General features: G+C 52.2%; 18 protein-coding genes. 8 read left to right on the top strand and 10 right to left on the bottom strand.

The annotated features are described in order from the left end of the window. Window positions 1-49: 49 nt before the first annotated feature. Both JI741_RS13575 and prmC read right to left on the bottom strand, forming a co-directional pair. On the bottom strand, window positions 50-838 hold the full coding sequence (locus JI741_RS13575) for a Rossmann-like and DUF2520 domain-containing protein (RefSeq protein ID WP_202010305.1): 789 nt from the start codon (window positions 836-838) through the stop codon (window positions 50-52). Between the two features lie 13 nt (window positions 839-851). After that, window positions 852-1,712 carry a peptide chain release factor N(5)-glutamine methyltransferase gene (prmC, locus tag JI741_RS13570; RefSeq protein ID WP_202010303.1) on the bottom strand — a complete coding sequence of 287 codons (861 nt, stop codon included), beginning with the start codon at window positions 1,710-1,712 and terminating at the stop codon, window positions 852-854. A 29-nt stretch (window positions 1,713-1,741) separates the two neighbouring features. Here prmC and ribD point away from each other — a divergent pair, with 29 nt between their 5' ends. Then, window positions 1,742-2,809: a bifunctional diaminohydroxyphosphoribosylaminopyrimidine deaminase/5-amino-6-(5-phosphoribosylamino)uracil reductase RibD gene (gene ribD / locus JI741_RS13565; RefSeq protein ID WP_202010301.1), complete on the top strand. Its 1,068-nt coding sequence runs from the start codon at window positions 1,742-1,744 to the stop codon at window positions 2,807-2,809. Here ribD and JI741_RS13560 read toward each other — a convergent pair. Continuing rightward, window positions 2,777-3,472, bottom strand: a complete 696-nt coding sequence (locus JI741_RS13560; protein WP_202010299.1) for a glutamine amidotransferase-related protein — start codon at window positions 3,470-3,472, stop codon at window positions 2,777-2,779. The genes ribD and JI741_RS13560 overlap by 33 nt on opposite strands. A 41-nt stretch (window positions 3,473-3,513) precedes the next feature. Here JI741_RS13560 and JI741_RS13555 point away from each other — a divergent pair, with 41 nt between their 5' ends. From JI741_RS13555 to JI741_RS13545, 3 genes are read left to right on the top strand one after another with little or no spacing between them, the layout of a single operon-like run. Then, window positions 3,514-3,873: a cupin domain-containing protein gene (locus JI741_RS13555; RefSeq protein WP_202010297.1), complete on the top strand. Its 360-nt coding sequence runs from the start codon at window positions 3,514-3,516 to the stop codon at window positions 3,871-3,873. Between the two features lie 14 nt (window positions 3,874-3,887). Further along, a complete protein-coding gene (locus JI741_RS13550) occupies window positions 3,888-4,370 on the top strand; it encodes a free L-methionine (R)-S-oxide reductase MsrC (protein ID WP_202010295.1) in 483 nt (160 codons plus the stop codon). Window positions 4,371-4,414: 44 nt separating this feature from the next. Then, window positions 4,415-6,202 carry a MutS-related protein gene (locus tag JI741_RS13545; protein ID WP_202010293.1) on the top strand — a complete coding sequence of 596 codons (1,788 nt, stop codon included), beginning with the start codon at window positions 4,415-4,417 and terminating at the stop codon, window positions 6,200-6,202. 72 nt (window positions 6,203-6,274) lie between these two features. On the opposite strand, the gene JI741_RS13540 is transcribed toward JI741_RS13545, so the two are convergent. The 4 genes from JI741_RS13540 to glmM all read right to left on the bottom strand — a co-directional run bounded on the left by JI741_RS13540 (window position 6,275) and on the right by glmM (window position 10,500). Continuing rightward, complete coding sequence (locus JI741_RS13540) at window positions 6,275-7,144, bottom strand: hypothetical protein (protein ID WP_202010291.1); 870 nt, start codon at window positions 7,142-7,144, stop codon at window positions 6,275-6,277. A gap of 146 nt (window positions 7,145-7,290) precedes the next feature. After that, on the bottom strand, window positions 7,291-7,722 hold the full coding sequence (locus JI741_RS13535) for a hypothetical protein (RefSeq protein WP_202010288.1): 432 nt from the start codon (window positions 7,720-7,722) through the stop codon (window positions 7,291-7,293). Window positions 7,723-7,925: 203 nt separating this feature from the next. After that, window positions 7,926-9,065 (bottom strand): cysteine desulfurase family protein, encoded by a 1,140-nt coding sequence (locus tag JI741_RS13530; RefSeq protein ID WP_202010286.1) that lies wholly within the window; start codon window positions 9,063-9,065, stop codon window positions 7,926-7,928. Window positions 9,066-9,096: 31 nt separating this feature from the next. Further along, the gene (gene glmM, locus JI741_RS13525) at window positions 9,097-10,500 is read right to left on the bottom strand and encodes a phosphoglucosamine mutase (protein WP_202010284.1); all 1,404 of its coding nucleotides are present in this window, start codon (window positions 10,498-10,500) and stop codon (window positions 9,097-9,099) included. A 427-nt stretch (window positions 10,501-10,927) separates the two neighbouring features. Between glmM and mazG the strand changes: the two genes are divergently transcribed. Further along, a complete protein-coding gene (gene mazG / locus JI741_RS13520) occupies window positions 10,928-11,740 on the top strand; it encodes a nucleoside triphosphate pyrophosphohydrolase (protein ID WP_202010281.1) in 813 nt (270 codons plus the stop codon). A gap of 18 nt (window positions 11,741-11,758) precedes the next feature. Here mazG and JI741_RS13515 read toward each other — a convergent pair whose 3' ends face one another. The 3 genes from JI741_RS13515 to JI741_RS13505 all read right to left on the bottom strand — a co-directional run bounded on the left by JI741_RS13515 (window position 11,759) and on the right by JI741_RS13505 (window position 14,504). Next, window positions 11,759-12,337 carry a hypothetical protein gene (locus JI741_RS13515; protein ID WP_202010279.1) on the bottom strand — a complete coding sequence of 193 codons (579 nt, stop codon included), beginning with the start codon at window positions 12,335-12,337 and terminating at the stop codon, window positions 11,759-11,761. A gap of 69 nt (window positions 12,338-12,406) precedes the next feature. Beyond that, a complete protein-coding gene (locus tag JI741_RS13510; RefSeq protein WP_202010277.1) occupies window positions 12,407-13,654 on the bottom strand; it encodes a cation:proton antiporter in 1,248 nt (415 codons plus the stop codon). After that, window positions 13,647-14,504, bottom strand: a complete 858-nt coding sequence (locus JI741_RS13505) for a universal stress protein (RefSeq protein ID WP_236676056.1) — start codon at window positions 14,502-14,504, stop codon at window positions 13,647-13,649. Before JI741_RS13505 ends, JI741_RS13510 begins: the two co-directional genes overlap by 8 nt. 268 nt (window positions 14,505-14,772) lie before the next feature. Here JI741_RS13505 and JI741_RS13500 point away from each other — a divergent pair, with 268 nt between their 5' ends. From JI741_RS13500 to JI741_RS13490, 3 genes are all read left to right on the top strand, one after another. Next, complete coding sequence (locus JI741_RS13500) at window positions 14,773-16,050, top strand: sensor histidine kinase (RefSeq protein WP_202010275.1); 1,278 nt, start codon at window positions 14,773-14,775, stop codon at window positions 16,048-16,050. A 149-nt stretch (window positions 16,051-16,199) separates the two neighbouring features. After that, window positions 16,200-17,744 carry a glycine--tRNA ligase gene (locus JI741_RS13495; RefSeq protein ID WP_202010273.1) on the top strand — a complete coding sequence of 515 codons (1,545 nt, stop codon included), beginning with the start codon at window positions 16,200-16,202 and terminating at the stop codon, window positions 17,742-17,744. 4 nt (window positions 17,745-17,748) lie between these two features. After that, window positions 17,749-18,555 carry a zinc-dependent peptidase gene (locus tag JI741_RS13490; RefSeq protein WP_202010271.1) on the top strand — a complete coding sequence of 269 codons (807 nt, stop codon included), beginning with the start codon at window positions 17,749-17,751 and terminating at the stop codon, window positions 18,553-18,555. Window positions 18,556-18,598 lie beyond the last annotated feature (43 nt).

The raw sequence follows: 18,598 nt of genomic DNA, 5'->3' as shown, positions 1-18,598 counted from the left end.
GTTGGGATGAGAGTAATTCGCCCTCACCGTTTGTGACGTGCTCCTTTTTTTATTTCTGATAACGATCGATGATGTGTTGACTGATCACCTTGTAAAGCTCCGCCACTTCTTCGTCGGTCGATAAAAATTCCATGTGGCGATCGAGGGTTTCAAAATCGCCGCGGCGTGCAGGGCCGGTCTGCGCGTTCTCCGGGCCAATGGTGAGACTCTTGGTGATGGTTTCCTGAATGAGCGGCTTGAGCCAATCGAAACTAAGGCTGTTGTCTTTCATGATTTCCTGCGACAGCAGCAGCATGTGATTGGAAAAATTTGACGCAAACACAGCGGCCACATGCAACGCCTTGCGTTCGTCGGACGTGATTTTGAAAACATTTTTAGAGATACTCTTGCCCATGGCCGCCAGCACTTTTTCAGTGTCGCTGGTTTCGGCTTCCACAAAAAGAGGAATGGTGTTGAAGTCTACCTTCCGGTTTTTGCTGAAGGTTTGCAGCGGATAAAACACGCCCACGTTTTTTGTCGCGGCAAATTCCAATAAACTCAGCGGCTGTCCACCCGATGTGTGCACCAGAATGGCATCTTCGGGAAGCACAATTTCACGCGACACATCCTGAATGGCGTCGTCGCTGATGGCCATGATGAAGATGCGCGAGGGGCTTGTCGAAAAATCGAGCGATGCTTTCACTTCGGCATCATACAAACGCTCCACCACTTCGCCGGCATGCACCGGGTTGCGGCTGTATACTTCTTTCACGGCATAGCCCGCATTGTCGAGTGCGGGCGCCAGATGCCAGGCCAGGTTGCCAGCACCGATAAACGATACAGAAGCGGGTTTACTCATCTCATCAAAAATATCAACCTAAAATTCCTTTTACAATCCTTTCCTTGCCGAAGATGTCTTTCACCACCTCCACGTTCACAAAGCCATGCTTTCGAAACACGTGGGCCACATCGCTGCCAAAGCGTTCGTTTATTTCCACCGCCAACATTCCAGAAGGCTTCAGCGCAACGGCGGCCTTTTCGGCAATCGCCTTGTAGAACTTCAGGGGATCGTTGTCAGGAACAAACAGGGCGAGGTGTGGTTCAAATTCCAGCACGTTGTTTTTCATGGAAGGGCTTTCGCTCAACGGAATGTAGGGCGGGTTGCTCACCACCGCGTCGAGGTTTTGAACCGGCAATTTTTCCACCAGCACGTCTGTCAACACAAACGATACGTGGGCATGCAACGCCGCTGCGTTCTCTTTTGCCACCGCGAGGGCCGGTGCGCTCACGTCGAGGGCATACACTTCGCTTCGTGGAATTTCGAGGGCCAGCGTGATAGGGATGCAGCCACTGCCCGTACCGATGTCGAGCAATTTCAAAGCAGTGGATGAACCCCGTGTGGATGTGTGGTTGATGATCAAACGCACCAGCTCTTCGGTTTCGGGGCGGGGAATGAGAACGTCGGGAGTTATTTTGAAAATTCTGCCGTAGAATTCCGTTTCGCCCAACACATATTGCAGGGGTTCGCCTGCGCTGATGCGGGTGGCCAGTGTGTCGAGTTTCTGTTCGTCAAGCGCCGTGAACGGAATTTCTTTTTCGGCCAGGATGTCGGTGCGCGAGAGCGAAAAGAGGTGTTGCAGCACGATGTGCGCCATGGTGTGCACTTCGTCCGCGTCGTCCGGCAGGGTGATGCGGCTCACTAAATACCGGAACAACGCTTTGGAATTCCTCATAGCTTGGCAATCTTTGCAAGTATAAGCCAATGACCAAACACGATCATCATCTGGACGAAGTTTTTATGCAACGTGCGCTCGAGCTGGCCACGCTGGGTCGCGGACACGTGAGTCCCAATCCGCTAGTGGGCAGTGTCATTGTGCACGAGGGCAAAATCATTGGCGAAGGCTGGCACCGGAAATACGGCGAAGCACACGCCGAGGTGAACGCCGTGAACAGCGTTGACAACAAAAGTCTTCTTCCCGAAAGCACGGTGTATGTGAACCTCGAACCATGCTCGCACTTTGGCAAAACACCGCCGTGTGCCGACATGCTCATCCACCACCGGGTGAAAAAAGTGGTGGTGGCCAACCTCGACTCCAACCCGCTGGTTTCGGGTGAGGGCGTGAAAAAACTGCGGGCCGCCGGCATCGAAGTCATCACCGGCATTCTCGACAAACAGGGCCACGCCCTGAATCGCGCATTCTTCACCGTCATGAATCACCAGCGCCCGTTCATCGTGCTGAAGTGGGCCGAAACCGCCGACGGGTTCATTGCCCGCGAGAACTACGATTCGAAATGGATAAGCCACGCCCTGTCGCGACAACTCGTGCACAAATGGCGCACCGAACTCGACGCCATTCTGGTCGGATCAAAAACAGCCGCCCACGACAATCCCCAACTGAACGTGCGCGACTGGACCGGGCGAAATCCGGTGCGTGTTGTGATCGACCGTTTTCTGAAACTGAGCAGTAGCCTCCACGTGTTCGACGGCTCACAAAAAACCATTCGCTACAATGTGCTGAAGCACGAAGAGCATCCCAACCTTTCGCTGGTGCGGTTGGATGAAGAGAATTTCCTAGCAGAGATCGTCAAAGATCTGCACCGACAAAAAATTCAGTCGGTGTTGGTGGAAGGCGGCGCGCATTTGCTCCAGCTTTTCATCGACGCGGGTCTGTGGGATGAGGCGCGGATTTTTCAATCGCCGCGCAGTTTCGGCAAGGGCATCGCCGCCCCGGTGCTTCATGGTGTGCAAACCGGGCAGTATGTTCTGGAGCCCGACACCTTGCGCGTGGTGACGCCGCTAGCGACAGCGCCAAAAAAAATCAACCAATAAAGGATTAGGATGGCCGGGTGCCGACGCCAGGGAAGGCTGGAACAGGGTGCCGTTAAAAAAGCGATGGCCTTTCAACTCCACGGCCCGGGCTTCGCCATCGGGCGAAAACGCTGTGAACGTGAAGGGCGGTTTGTTCAGTTTGTTCTGGAAGGCGGGGTTCACACCATAGCTGCAATAGAAGTGGCCCGTGAAGGTGTCGGCTTTCAGCACGTGATAGAGCCACGAGTCGCGATCGCGAATGAGCACTTGTTCCTGTTGCCCTTTGAGCGAGCAACTCATTTTTGACACCACAAGCTTGCTGCTTTCGGGATGCGTTTCGCCATGATCGGCATCTTTTATTTTCAGTACGTTGCGTGCATATTCAATGACCATGTATTGAAAGCCGCCACAGAATCCCAACAGCGGGAAATTGTTTTCGCGCGCGTGGCGGATGGTTTCGTAAACACCGGCATCGTTGGCATAGGGTGAGCCGGGCGCGATGATAAGTCCATGAAATTTATTTTCTTCGAAAATGGTTTCGTCAAGCGTGGCGGTGTTCACCCAGTGTGCATCAAGCATGAAGTCGAGAAAGGGGCGGCAATGGTCTATTGCCTCATTGAGGGCCAGGTGCGTGTGTATCTTTTCGTTAAAGTCGCCAACCAAGCCCACGCGAATGCGTTTCATAAACTATAATTTTGAGAAAAATATCAATCCCTATAATATACATGGAAAAAGTTAACATCGCAGAAAAATTCGGAACCTTTTCCGACCCGTGGCACCCGCGGATCGTGGGCGAACTGAACGGCCAACATGTGAAAGCCGTGCGCGTGAAAGGTGAATTTGTGTGGCACCACCACGACCATGAAGACGAATTGTTTCTGGTAGTGAAGGGGAAATTAAAGATGGAATTCCGCGACAAAACCGTGGAAGTGAACCCCGGGGAGTTTATCATTGTACCCCGCGGCGTAGAACACAAGCCGGTGGCCGACGACGAGGCAGAAGTGATTCTGTTCGAACCCGCCACCACCCTCAACACCGGCAACGTGGAAAACGAACGCACAAAAAAAGTATTGGATAAAATATAAATGTCTTTACAAGCATGGCCGAAGAACTGATTATCGCATCCACCTCCAGCAAAGCCGAACGCTACGCCACACTGATTCCCCAACTTGAATCGCTGGTGACTGGCGAGCCCGATCTTGTAGCAAACCTTTCCAACATTGCCGCTGCGCTGAAACAAACCCTCAATTTCTTTTGGGTTGGATTTTATATCGTGAAAAACGATCAACTGGTGCTCGGCCCTTTTCAGGGACCCATCGCCTGCACACGCATCAACTTTGGCAAGGGCGTGTGTGGCACGTCGTGGAAGGAACAGAAAACCATTCTTGTTCCCGACGTGGAAGCATTCCCCGGCCACATTGCGTGCAGCTCGGCATCCAAATCAGAAATTGTGTTGCCCGCATTCAAAGGCGGCAACGTGGCGCTGGTGCTGGATGTGGACAGCGACGTGCTGAACGACTTCGACGAAACCGATCAACGCGAGCTTGAAAAAGTGATGCGCCTCATCGAAACACTGCTTTAAGTTTTATTGCTTCTTTTTTCTGCCACCTACGCTAGCCTCTCTACATGACCCTGGACGAATGTTCTGCCATCTATCAAAACCGAATTGTTGAATTCAGTGCGTCGCTGACGCAGAAAAAGAAAACCATAAACATTATCTCGAACCTCCGGCTTGTTGTGGCGGTGTTGTTTCTGGGCGCGGTTTATCTCACGTTCTCAACCACACCGTTCATCTATGCCGCGGCGTTGTTGCTTGTTGCCTTTGTGATTCTGGTGCAACGCCACGCCAAACTCTTTGCAGAAAAAGTACACCTCGAAAATTTAGTAACCATCAACCAACTTGAAGTCCGTGCATTGAAGGGCGACATTGCCGGGTTTGATGCGGGATTAAAGTTTGTGGATGGCAGTCACGCCTATTCGCACGACCTCGACATTTTTGGTGACGGCTCTTTGTTTCAGGCTATCAACCGCAGCAACACACTGGATGGAAAAAACACGATGGCCCAGCGCCTAACGTCGCCGTTGCCGTCGGCCGAAGCCATTACCGAACATCAGGAAGCCACGAAAGAGCTGGCTGCGAACATCAACTTCCGCCAGCATTTTCAAGCCGCCGGAAAAGAGATTGACGAACAGCCCCTCGACCGCCAGGAGTTGCTCGAGTGGTTGCAACAACCGTCTATCCTCTTCGACAAATCTTACTTCCGCCTACTGCTCATTGCCTTGCCCGCGCTCACGCTCGCGGCCATTGCCGGAGCATTCTTTATAACATCGCTAAAATCTGTGGCGGTGTTGCTGGCCCTCACGCAGTGGGCTTTTCTCGGAACGTATGTGAAGCGCGTCAACGCGTTTCATGAATACATCAGCAGGAAGAAAAACATTCTCGAAAAATACGCGCACCTGCTGCATTATCTTCAACAGGAAACATTTCAAACGCCGGTGCTGAAAAAACTTTCCGCACAGGCTGCCGATGCCGGTGTGAATGTGAAAGCGTTGGCGTCGTTGGTAAGTTCATTGAATGCGCGCTCCAATGCCATGACCACACTGGTGATGAACAGCTTGCTCATGTATGACCTGCAGTGTGTTTACCGTCTCGAAAAATGGAAACACGTGCACGCCGCCCACCTCAAGGTCTGGCTCGATGCCATCAGCGAAACAGAAGTGCTGTGCAGCGTGGGCACGTTTGCCTTCAACCATCCGGGCTTCGCGTATCCTATCATCGACAAACCGCTTTCCATTGTCGCTGTGGGCATGGGCCACCCGTTGATTCTCGAAAACGAATGTGTGCCCAACGACATCACCCTCGGCACAGAACCTTCCATACTTATTGTTACCGGCGCCAACATGGCGGGCAAGAGCACGTTTCTTCGCACCATCGGTGTCAACCTTGTGCTGGCACTTAGCGGTGCGCCTGTGTGTGCCCGTTCGTTTCGCTGTCCCATCATCACCCTTCGCTCGGGCATGCGCACAGCCGACTCGCTGAAAGATCATCAGTCCTATTTCTATGCGGAGTTGAATCGCCTCAAAACCATCATGGACGAGCTGCGAAGCGACCGACCGCTCTTTATTCTCCTGGACGAAATTCTGAAAGGCACTAACTCGACCGACAAGCAAGCCGGCTCCATTGCGCTGGTGAAACAATTTGTGCCGCATCCGTGTCTTGCCATCATCGCCACACACGACCTCGCGTTGGGCGATCTGGAAACGGAATATCCACGACAGGTGAAAAACTTCTGCTTCGAAGCCACCATCGAAAACGATCAGCTTTCGTTCGACTACAAACTGAAACCCGGACTGGCCCAAAAAATGAATGCCACCTTCCTCATGAGGAAGATGGGCATCATTCCGAAAGACTAGCGATTGGTTTTCCCCTCAAACAAAACTCTCCTGTTCAACAACCAACGCCGGCTCACTCCGTGTCGTGTGTCGTCACAACGCGCTCAGCACGTTCGACGACAGTTTATATTTTGTATAGGTTGGCGCTTTCGTGCGACTGAAGGTGTCACCCGATTTCTGAATGGGTCCATAGAACAAGGCTGTTCCCACTTCGCTGGCCGTGAAGGAGCCCGCGCTGTTGTTGGAGCCTGTGGTGTTGTGACTGAAGCCCAGCGTGAACGGCACGGCAACATCGCCGCTTCTGTATACGGCCACTACATAATATTCCGTGTCTTTAAGTCCCGGGTCGATCACAAAACTTTCGAAGCCCGATTCGTTTGCACTGTAGGTGTCTTCATTCACATCCATCGACGTCACTTCGTTGCCGTTCACCACCACGTTATAGACGAGATACAAATCAAGATCGGCCGTGTCAATGTCAACGCCTTCGCCAAGATCCCAGGTCAGATCAACCTGCATGCCCGATGCGGGAATTTCGTCGTTGTCGGTGATGGTGTAGGTATAGCTGTTTCGATCGGCCGACGCGTCAACGGTATAGCCGGTGATGGTGGCGATCGAAAAGGTGATCTTCTTGTCGGCCGATTCAATGATCGAATCGTCTATCAGTTTGAATTCGATGCTGGCAGTAGAAGCCCCGGCTTTGATGGTGATGGGCGAAGGGGTGAGCAATGTATAGTCGCCACCGAGCGCGGCCGTTCCCTTTACATTAAACGTGAGCACCACATCGCTTGCCGCCGCTTTTCCTAAACTTAGGGTGGCCGTTTGCGTGCCTCCACTTTCATCGCCCGTCGACGACGACGCGTCGAAGCCCGCGGGTTTTGTTGCATCATTTTCATCGCACGACACCAGCACGAGCGCAGCCATCAGCAAGCTTGCCAACATCATCACATTTCCATTTCTCATAGCGCAATAGTTTTGAATTCCTGCGCTAAGAACGCTAGTGGCATGCTTCTGTGTAAGCGCCGGTGCGCGAAAGTAGACCAGCGCGGCGATTCATAGGACAACGCCCGGGAAGCTGTAGATCAAGTTAAGGGCGTTTCGCGGGGCGTTCACTGTTCTTCGAGGGCACGCAGGTCGGGCTCAACCCAGAATGCCCGGGCACGTGTCGACAAAATGAGGTCGCGTGTGTAGAAGGTGAAAGGATGATCTTTGGCGGCATACGGACTCTTCAGAAATCCATTGATAAGCACCAGCACATCCGTTTGAGATTGGCGCTGCACATAACCATGAATGGCCTTGATCCAGAACAACGTCATGGTTTCGTGATAACCGCGCACCGGTGTGTTTTCACCACCCGACGCTTTGTTGTAGGCGATGATGCCGCTGCGCAAAAAGCAGGTAGCCTCTTCCAGCGTGTGATAGCGCAGAAACCACAGGGCCACAGTAAGGTGCGCCTCGTGCGTCCATTCAGACGCAGGCAACGACAAGTCGCGGAAGCGATCTACAATCGATGTGATTTCGGAGGTGTCTTTATAATGCATAGTTTCTCCTGTACGTCAGATTACCAATAAAGGTTTGACTTTGATTGCGGGGAGGGAGAATGATGCACTGCTCATAAGGTTCATCATGTCAAGCAACTCGCAAAAAACGTGTTACTCAAAGATGCCAACTTCACAACTAAAAACAACGGGGCGATTCATTGTCTACGCAAGCATTTATTCGAATGCGTTGCGTAGACCCATGATCAAGCTTCTACTTTATAGAGTGCCGCGAGTTTCTCCACGGCATAGTCAATTTCTTCAACCGTATTATACTTGCTGAACGAGAAGCGTACCGCTCCACGTTTCGACCCGGGATAGAGCGCGCCCAACACGTGCGAGCCCGTCACGGCCCCACTCGAACATGCGCTGCCGCCCGACACCGATATGCCTTGCAGGTCAAGGTTAAACAACACCATGCCGTTCTCGTCCGATTCAGGAAGGCAAACGTTCAGCACGGTATACAAGCTTTTGTCGAGGTCGGCCGAGTCGCCGTGAAAGTCAACGCCCGGAATGTTCTCTTTCAAACGCTCAATCATGCGGGCCTTCAACACTTTGATGTGGTGCATGTGTTCGTCCATGTCGCGATAGGCAATCTCCAGCGCTTTGGCCAGGCCGATAATGCCATACACGTTTTCGGTTCCACCGCGCATGCTGCGCTCCTGGCCGCCACCATACACAAAGGGCTGCAACTTTTTGTCTTTGCGGATAAACATGAAGCCCACGCCTTTCGGACCGTGAAACTTATGCGCCGCCGCGGCCATGCCGTGCACTTTAATGTTTCCCAGGTGGTGTGCATAGTGCCCCACCGTCTGCACCGTGTCTGAGTGAAAGTAGGCGTGATATTTTTCACACAGCTCGCCCACGCGTTGCATGTCCATCAGGTTGCCAATCTCGTTGTTGGCATGCATGAGCGACACCAGGCTGTTCGGATTTTTTTCGAGCAACGCTTCCAGGTGCGCCAGGTCCACATGGCCCTTCGCGTCGAGGTTCACCATCGACAGTGCAATGGCGCCGCGCTTCTCCAGGTTGTGAAGCGTTTGCTCCACGGCATGGTGTTCCAGCGGCGACGAAATCACGTGCTTGATCCCGTAGGTCAGCAGGCTGCTGTTAATGATGGTGTTGTCGGCTTCTGTTCCGCCCGAGGTGAAAATGATTTCGCCGGGTGTGCAATGCAGCAACTCCGCTATTTTCTTGCGGGCCGATTCAATGGCCGCCCTAACCTTGCGCCCGTGCGCGTGTGTCGACGACGGGTTGCCGTAGTCTTCCAGCATGAACGGCTTCATGGCTTCAAACACTTCAGGATCCAGGGGCGTGGTGGCCGCGTTGTCCAGATAAACTTGCATGTCTATTATTCTTCGGTTAATGAGTCAACTGTCAGGCTACCGATTTCTCGGCAATAATTTCTTTGATATCGGCAATCATCTTCTTGGCCAGGTTGTCGGCCTTTACTTCCATGTCAGACTCGGCATAGATGCGAATGATCGGCTCGGTGTTCGATTTGCGCAAGTGCACCCACTCTTTGTCAAATTCAATCTTCACGCCGTCAATGGTGTTGATGGGTTGCTTCTTGTATTTTTTCGTCATCTCCCCCAGCACCTTGTCAACGTTTATGTTGGCGGTGAGCTCGATCTTGTTTTTAGAGATCACATAGTTTGGATACGTAGACCGTAGACGTTGCAGGCTGGTTTCCGATTTTGCCAGGTGGGTCAGCAACAAGGCAATGCCCACCAGTGCGTCGCGGCCATAGTGCAGCTCGGGAAAAATCACCCCGCCGTTGCCTTCACCGCCAATGATGGCGCCGGTTTCTTTCATCATCGTCACCACGTTCACTTCGCCCACGGCAGCGGCAGAATATTGTCCACCCGCTTTCTCCGTGATGTCGCGCAGCGCGCCGGTAGACGACAGGTTCGACACCGTGTTCAGTTTCTTTTTCTTGCTGGCCTTCAGCACATAGTCGGCCACGGCCACCAGTGTATATTCTTCACCAAAAGGAGTTCCGTCTTCCGAGATCAACGCGAGGCGATCCACATCAGGATCCACCACAATGCCCAGGTCATACTTTCCTTTTTTAATTTCGCGACAGATGTCTGTCAGGTGTTCAGGCAAGGGTTCAGGGTTGTGGGGGAAATGACCTGTTGGTTCACAATATATTTCTTTCACCGACACACCCAGCGCTTTCAGCAACGGGGGCACAGAAATGCCTCCCGACGAGTTCACGGCATCCACCACCACGCTAAAGCCGCGGTTCCTGATGGCCTCCACATCCACCAGCGGCAACGCCAGAATCAGGTCGATGTGTTTTTGTATATAAGTATCGTTCTTGGTGTACTTGCCGAGCTTGGCTACGGGTGCAAATTCAAACGCTTCGTCTTCTGCAATCTTGAGCATCGCTTCGCCGTCTTTGCCCGAAATAAATTCGCCTTTGTCGTTCAGCAATTTCAAGGCATTCCATTGCACGGGGTTGTGGCTTGCCGTGAGAATGATGCCGCCCGCGGCTTTCTCCAGAGGCACAGCAATTTCTACGGTGGGCGTAGTCGAGAGACCGAGGTCAATTACATCAATGCCCATGCCTTGCAAGGTCGACACCACCAGCGCGCTCACCATCTCGCCCGAAGGCCGTGCATCGCGCCCGATCACGATGGTTGTCGTGCCGGTTTTTTTCTTCATCAAGGTCCCAAAGGCCGCCGTGAATTTCACAACATCCACAGGGGTGAGGTTTTCTCCGGTTTTGCCACCAATCGTTCCGCGTATTCCTGAAATAGATTTGATTAAAGCCACAAAAAGGGGGTTTATTAAAAAAGTGCGTGCAAAATTAATAAGAATAATGGAAGGAGCGAGGAAACTCGACACACGCTGAACGGTTGAAAAAATAAAAAAGTTTTGGCGGCCCCCCGTCCGCCAGCTGGCGGACGGAACCGGGCTATCCGTTCCAAGTCCTCGCCCCCACGCACATGCCTTCGCAGCTGTGGGCTTTCCTCTGCTATCCCTGGCCGAAGGGGTGGTCCTTCAACAACGTTTGTTTTCAACGCGTTGCCGCGCACGAAACATCCCTAAAAAATTTAGTACGTTGTCCGTCAAAAAAACTGTCACCCGATTTTGCCATTTTAGGCCCGTGATTCACGATGTTTGCCCCAACAACGCTATCGTTCGCAGGTTCCTGTCACGGGCTTTGGGCCAACGATAACCTACAGAAAATTTCAACACCATGAAAAAACCGCTCTCCGCTCCCGACACCAACCGCCCAGCCAAACTCCAGGCGTTCGACCGCCTCCTCACTGTCATGGACGAGCTACGCGAAAACTGCCCGTGGGACAAAAAGCAGACGCTCGAAAGCCTGCGGCACCTTACCATCGAAGAAACCTACGAGCTGTCGGATGCCATCCTCGAAAACGACCTCACCGAAATAAAGAAAGAGCTGGGCGACATCATGCTCCACCTCGTGTTCTATGCCCGCATCGCCTCCGAACAAAAAGCCTTCGACGTGGCCGACGTGCTCAACAGCATCTGCGAGAAACTCATAGAACGCCACCCCCACGTCTATGGCGACGTGGTGGCCAACGACGAAGAGGCCGTGAAAACCAACTGGGAGAAAATTAAACTACGCACCGGCAACAAGTCTGTGTTGCAAGGCGTGCCCGGCGGCCTGCCCCCGCTCGTAAAGGCCATCCGCATCCAGGACAAAGCCCGCGGCGTGGGCTTCGACTGGGAACGCAAAGAACAGGTGTGGGAAAAGGTGGAAGAAGAAATGCAGGAATTCAAAAACGAATTCAACGCCACGTCCAACGAAGCCATCGACAAAGAAAAAGCCATGGCCGAATTTGGCGACCTGTTGTTCTCCCTGGTCAACTATGCCCGCTTCATCAACATCGACCCCGAAGAAGCCCTGGAACGCACCAACAAAAAATTCATCAAACGCTTTCAATACCTGGAAACAGAGTCTGCAAAAGACGGCAAGAAAATGGGCGAGATGACGTTGGCTGAGATGGATGAATATTGGAACCGGGCTAAAAGTCTTTAGGAAAACAGGGCGCTGCGTTTAGCGATAGCACCACCAGTTTCCAATCACGTTTCTGGTTTTTTTTATGCGGTGAAATCCAAATGCACCAGGCTTGCCTTGTTCTGTGTTGTCTAGTGTTAGATAGTAGCCACCAACACTTTTCAGAAATCCGCCAAGTTCCACGTAACAATAGCCATTGCTAAAATACAAAGGACTTGCTTTGGCATAGTTTCGTTCCAGGATCGTTCTTTCTTCAGACGTGATCTCAAACTCCTTCCGGATCAGAATCCACGCACCATTCACACGGTCCTCCTCCGGAATAGCCGCCCGATGTCTCCTAAACACCGCTATAGTATCGCGGTGACCAACCGACAGCGCCATAACCGACACTAGATCGCCGCCATAAAAAAACAGGAAGAGAAGCCCCGCGATGTGTATAACCGATGTTTTAATTTTTGATCTTGAAATAAAGGGAGCAATACATAAATACAGAAAAACGATGCCCTCGAAAATGAGAATCACATCAAACACGAAAACAAAATTGAGAACCAGGCATCGCACAATGTAAGCAAGAACAAAAAACGACAGGTTGATCGCCACCCACATATAGTTTCTCATAGCACTACCCATCGTTAATAAAACAGTTTTTGAAATTCGCGCACAACCTTCACTCAATGTCTACGTGGTTCACCGCTTCCACGTTCGCGACAAGCTCCACTTCATCAATGGTCCGCTGGTCATGCTGGTGATGAGCGCCATGATCACGAGCGACACAAACACTTTTTCGTTTATCAAACCATTCTCCAAAGCAATCAACCCGAGAATAATTTCCATCGCGCCCCGCGCATTCATGCCAAAGCCCGCCGCAAGCGACTCTTTCCACGAGAAGCCCCCAAGCCGTGTGCCCAGACCGCTTCCCACAATTTTTCCAAAGAAGGCAATGGCCAGAATCACCAGCGTGAGCGTGAGGTCGAAGTTCACAAAGAAGTTCACGCGCAACCCGATGGACACAAAAAACAGCGGCGCAAAAATGTTGTTGATAAACTGGTGAACAATTTCTTTGGCGCGTTCCGAAAAATGTTCGGAGTCGCCCAGCGCCACACCCATCACGAACGCGCCGAAGATGGCGTGAATGCCGATGTATTCTGTGAACGCCGCCGCCAAAAAACACAACGCCAGCGACAGCGACAACACACCGCCCGGCCAGGCCATCTTCTTGTTCACCCACGGCAAGAACCGGTTCAACATGCCCCGGCCAATGGTGAGCATGAACGCCGCAAAGCCAATGGTGAGAATGATCGTGTTGATCAGCGGCATCGAACCACCCGACTTGCCAATCAAACCGAGAATAACCGAAAAGATGAGCCAGCCAATCAAATCGTCTACCATGGCGGAGGCCACCACAAGCAGACCCATTTTGGATTTAAACAGATTGAGGTCCATGAGGATGCGCACAATCACCGGCAATGCCGTGATGCCCATGGCCGTGCCCATAAACAACGCAAAGGTTAGACGCCCGCCGTGCACATCGGCAATGCCAAAAAACTCGGGGAAGAAATAGGGAAATCCGAAGCCGATCGAAAACGGAATAATAAGTCCAAACAAACTGGTGGTGAGTGCCTGCCGGCCTTGCTGCCACACAATGTGCAGGTCCACTTCCAACCCGGCAATGAACAGCAACATCACCACGGCCACCTGCACAAAGCCGGTGAGCACAATGCCCGCTGCGGCATCTTTGGGATAGAGCGCTTCAAACCATTCGGGCTGCAACATGCCCAGCACGGTGGGGCCCAACAAAATGCCCGCGATAATTTCGCCGATCACGGCAGGCTGGTTGAGCTTGCGAAAAACTTCGGCAAACAGTCGCCCCATCACCAGCATGATGCTGAGCTGCACCAGCAGGTGCACCACGTCGGCATGTCCAAGCTTACCCACGGCCGTCCTCCTTTCGTGGATTCACGATCAGCACATTGCAGGGCAGGTCCTCAAAAATATATTCCTGGTCGTGGGTAAACACGCGGTCGAACAACGAGAACCGGCGTTGCGAAGCGCCCAACACCAGCAAGTCGGCGTGTTTGCGCTGTGCAAACTTCGAAAGCTCGAATCCCGATTTGCCCGACACCAGCTTGATGTTCACTTTCAGGCCCTCGTGCGGAATGCGCTGCAATATTTTTTCAACGTTCTCTATCTCTTCTTTCACCATGCCCTGGCGCAAGGCATCGTATTCGTCTTCCGAACATTGTTCGGTGGCCATGGTGAGTCCATACATTTTTATTTCGCGAACCACGTGCAACCATTGGGCTTTGTCTTTCAGCCCCACCTTGCACGCCATGCCCAACGCCTGTTCCACCAGCGGACCGTCTTCGGCATTGACCACAATATTTTTGAAACACTGTGGTGTGGGCGACGGCGCCGTGAACAGCAACACCGAGCAATCGGCCTTGCGAAGAATGTGCCGGGCAATGGTGCCGAGATAATATTGAACAAGATTTTCTTTTTTGAGGGCGCCGGCCACCAGCAAATCGATGCGTTCTTTTTTGCAGGTTGACAAAATCCGGTCGCCGGGCTTTCCTTTTTCCCAAAAAACTTTCACGCCCCCGGCACCCGACAGGCCGGCGATTTCGAGAAGTTCATGAAGTCTTGCTTCTTCGTCGGGGCCATGGTCGCCCACGTGGATGAGCACCAGTTCGGCATCCCACATCTTTTTCAGGCGCGCGGCCTCTGCCAGCAACGCCTCCAGGCGGGGCGAAAAGGCAATGGCTAATCCTATTTTTCGGATAATCATGTGAGGTTGTGCGCGGAAAGTTATTCATTTTATTTCAACCGCACGCGGCCGCCACCCTGGGTCCGGCTTCCTGAACGGCATACTCTTTAAAGAGTGTGCGTTCTGCCACACGGCAACAACGTGACATTTTAAACAAAATCGTGCATGGCGCCGCACGCAAAAAGTTTTTCATTTCTTACAAAATCATGCATGCATACCCTGCCGGTGGTAATGCAAAAATGTCGGTTCGTAGAATATATAACCTTTGCACCATTAAAATACTGTTGGTATGGAGTTGAAAAAAAGAGTCAGAGACCTGATTATCGGCGAAGACAAATATATCGAGTCGTATGGCGAGTTCAAGCAGGCCATGCTCTCGGGGCAGTTTGCATTAATCGGCATGTGCATGTGTTTGCTCTATCTTGTCTTCGACCTGGCCGCCGGCGCCTACGAAACCACGCCTATCTTTCTGACCACCATTTTTTTCCTGGCCATCTCCATTGTCATCCACCGCCAGGGCGATCATTGTCTGGCCAACTATTTTCTGCTGCCCACCATTAACATCACGGTCTATATTTTCGCCGCCAGCGAATCGCCTAACACCGGCGCATTCATTTTTTTCATTGTCAACGCCATTGCTGCCTTCGCGGTCTTCAACTATAAACAGCGGCTGCTGTCCATTCTCTTTGCCGTGTTCACCTACTTCCTGTTTGTGATGGCCTACTTTGTGGACTTCAGCATTTTGCCTCACCGCAACTACGACGCCGACACGCTGTTGTTTTTTGTGGTGGTGAACTTCACGCTGGCTTTGCCCGGTGGCATGATGGCCGTGTATCTGCTCATCAGCCTCAACCACCACAATGCCATGCAACTGGTGGAAAACAACACGCTGCTCACCAAAACCAACACCGAACTCGACCGTTTTGTGTATAGCACCTCGCACGATCTTCGGGCCCCGCTTACCTCGGTGATGGGGTTGATCAACATCACCGAGCGCACCGAAAATGTGAACGACATGAGGCGCTATCTCGGCATGATGAAAGACCGCATTCATTCGCTAGACCGGTTCATTAAAGACATCACAGACTATTCGCGCAACAACCGTCTCGAAATCCGCAAAGAAAAAGTGAAGCTGGTAGACCTCGCCCAGGAAGTTTGGGAGAGCCTCAAGTTTTCGCCCGAAGCGGAGAACATCAACTTCCTTATCGAAATTCCGGAAGACGTGTTTATCGAATCGGACAAGTCACGTCTGCAGGTCATCATCAGCAACCTCATTTCAAACGCTGTGCGCTATCACGACGCCCGCAAGCCGCAGCAGTTCATACGCCTCAAATATCAAGTGAACGGCCATGTGTTCTACATCAAAGTGGAAGACAACGGCCAGGGCATCTCTCCGGAATATCACACCAAGATCTTCGACATGTTCTATCGCGCCAACGAGCAATCGAAAGGCTCGGGGCTGGGCTTGTATATCGTGAAGGAAGCGCTGGTGAAACTGTCGGGATCCATCAAACTGGAATCGGCGCCGGGCCTGGGCACAACCTTCACCGTGAGGTTGCCCCGGTAGGAACGCTAGCAATCGACCGGACTTCGCGTCCATCTTCGGCAAAACCGTTAAGTACAACTGTTAGGGTGTGTTAAGCCTATTATAACGATTGTTAAAAAGTAGCGTAAGGGCGGTTGTTGACTGGCGACTAATATTATCTTTGCCGTTCTATGGCAGCTCAAGAAGACAACCTTTTCAAGAACGTAATCTCCCACGCGAAGGAGTACGGTTTTATTTTTCCCTCCAGTGAAATCTACGATGGTCTCAGTGCCGTCTATGACTATGGTCAGAACGGGGCCGAACTAAAAAACAACATCAAGGAATATTGGTGGAAGTTCATGACGCTGCTGCACGAAAACATTGTGGGCATCGACGCCGCCATTTTCATGCACCCCACCACCTGGAAAGCTTCGGGCCACGTGGACGCGTTTAGCGACCCCATGCTCGACAACAAGGATTCCAAAAAACGCTACCGCGCCGATGTTCTCATCGAAGACGCGATCGCCAAAATGGAAGACAAGATTGCGAAGGAAGTAGAGAAAGCCGCCAAACGCTTTGGCGACTCCTTTGACAAAGAAAAATTTCTGGCCACCAATGCCCGCACCGTTGAATACCAACAGAAGATAGACAACACCAACGAACGCCTCAAAACAGCCATGACCAACGCCGACATGGCGGCCATGAAGCAGTTGATTGTTGACCTCGACATTGCAGACCCCGTGTCGGGCACAAAAAACTGGACGGATGTTCGCCAGTTCAACCTCATGTTCTCGACCGAAATGGGTTCGGTGGCCGACGATGCCAACAAAGTGTATCTGCGCCCCGAAACGGCCCAGGGCATTTTTGTGAACTTCCTGAACGTTCAGAAAAGCGGTCGCATGAAAATACCGTTTGGCATCGCCCAAATCGGAAAAGCATTCCGCAACGAAATTGTAGCGCGTCAGTTCATCTTCCGTATGCGCGAGTTTGAACAGATGGAGATGCAATTCTTTGTGAAACCGGGCGAAGAAATGAAGTGGTATGAATACTGGAAAGAAAAAAGAATGCGCTGGCACCAAACGTTGGGCCTGGGCGCCGAAAACTATCGCTTCCACGACCACCTCAACCTGGCACACTATGCCAACGCCGCGTGCGACATTCAGTTCAATTTCCCCATGGGCTTCAAGGAACTGGAAGGCATTCACTCGCGCACCGATTTCGATTTGAAGAGTCACGAAAAATTCTCCGGAAAGAAACTACAGTATTTCGATGCCGAAGACAATCAGAACTACATACCCTACGTGGTCGAAACGTCGGTGGGCCTCGACCGCATGTTTCTTTCCATCCTCGCCAAATCGTATCAGGAAGAAAAACTGGAAGATGGCAGCGAGCGCGTGGTGTTGAGAATACCCGCACCGTTGGCCCCGCACAAAGTGGCCATCCTGCCGCTGATGAAGAAAGATGGTCTTTCCGAAAAAGCGATGGAGATCATGGACGACCTGAAATTCGACCTCAACTGTTTCTACGAAGAAAAAGACGCCATCGGCCGTCGCTATCGCCGCCAGGATGCCATCGGCACGCCCTATTGCATCACGATCGATCACCAGACGCTGGAAGACAACACCGTGACCATTCGCGACCGCGACACCATGAAGCAGGAGCGCGTGAAGATTGAAGACGTGAAGGGCAAGCTCATCAGCGCCTGTTCTATCAACAATCTTTTGCGGAAGATTTGATTTCATGCTTGTTTTCTATACGGCGTTTGGCATCGCCATTTTCATATCGCTACTCGACAGGGTGACCGCTGGCTCGAGTGCCGCCAAAACGGTGGCCCCCATCCGAAGCCAGGTGGTGCCCGTGCCAAAGAAGGTGAAAGACATTCTTCAAAAGTATTTCACCTTCTATCAGCAGCTGCCTGCAAACAAGCAGGCGTTTTTTGCGCGAAAGGTTTGCGCGTTCATATATGCCAAGCGTTTCATTCCACGAAGTGTAGACGCGGTCACGATCGAATGCAAAGTCCTCATCGCCGCATCGGCCGTGCAGCTCACCATGGGGTTGCCCAACATCTACCTGCAGCACTTCACCAGGATACTGGTCTATCCAAACGACTACTATTCGGGCATCACCCGACGCTATCATAAGGGCGAAGTGAATCCGCGGTTTGGCATCATCGTGTTGTCGTGGCAAAGCTTTATCGATGGCTACATTAACCCCACCGACTCCCTTAACCTTGGGCTGCACGAGATGGCACATGCCCTGCGGCTGGAGAACATTATCCGCAATGACGAATACAACTTCTTCGATGCCACGCAGCTCGCCACGTTCGACGCCTACGCGAAAGACATTTGCCGCAACATGAACAACGGCACACAGCCCTTCTTTCGCGCCTACGCCTGCACCGACGAGCATGAGTTCTTTGCCGTGGCCGTAGAGAATTTCTTTGAACGCCCCAGACAGTTTCAGGAAACATGGCCCGACCTGTATGCCGTGTTGTCAAAACTTCTGAACCAGGACCCTCTAACACTTTTCGCGGTTACCCCCGCGTAGAAAAAAAGATATACCCGTGCCCACGATGCACCGTGAACTAAAC

This window comes from Chryseolinea lacunae (assembly GCF_016735595.1).
In the GTDB taxonomy this organism is placed as follows: Bacteria; Bacteroidota; Bacteroidia; order Cytophagales; family Cyclobacteriaceae; genus Chryseolinea; species Chryseolinea lacunae.
This window is presented reverse-complemented; position numbering and strand designations above follow the sequence as displayed.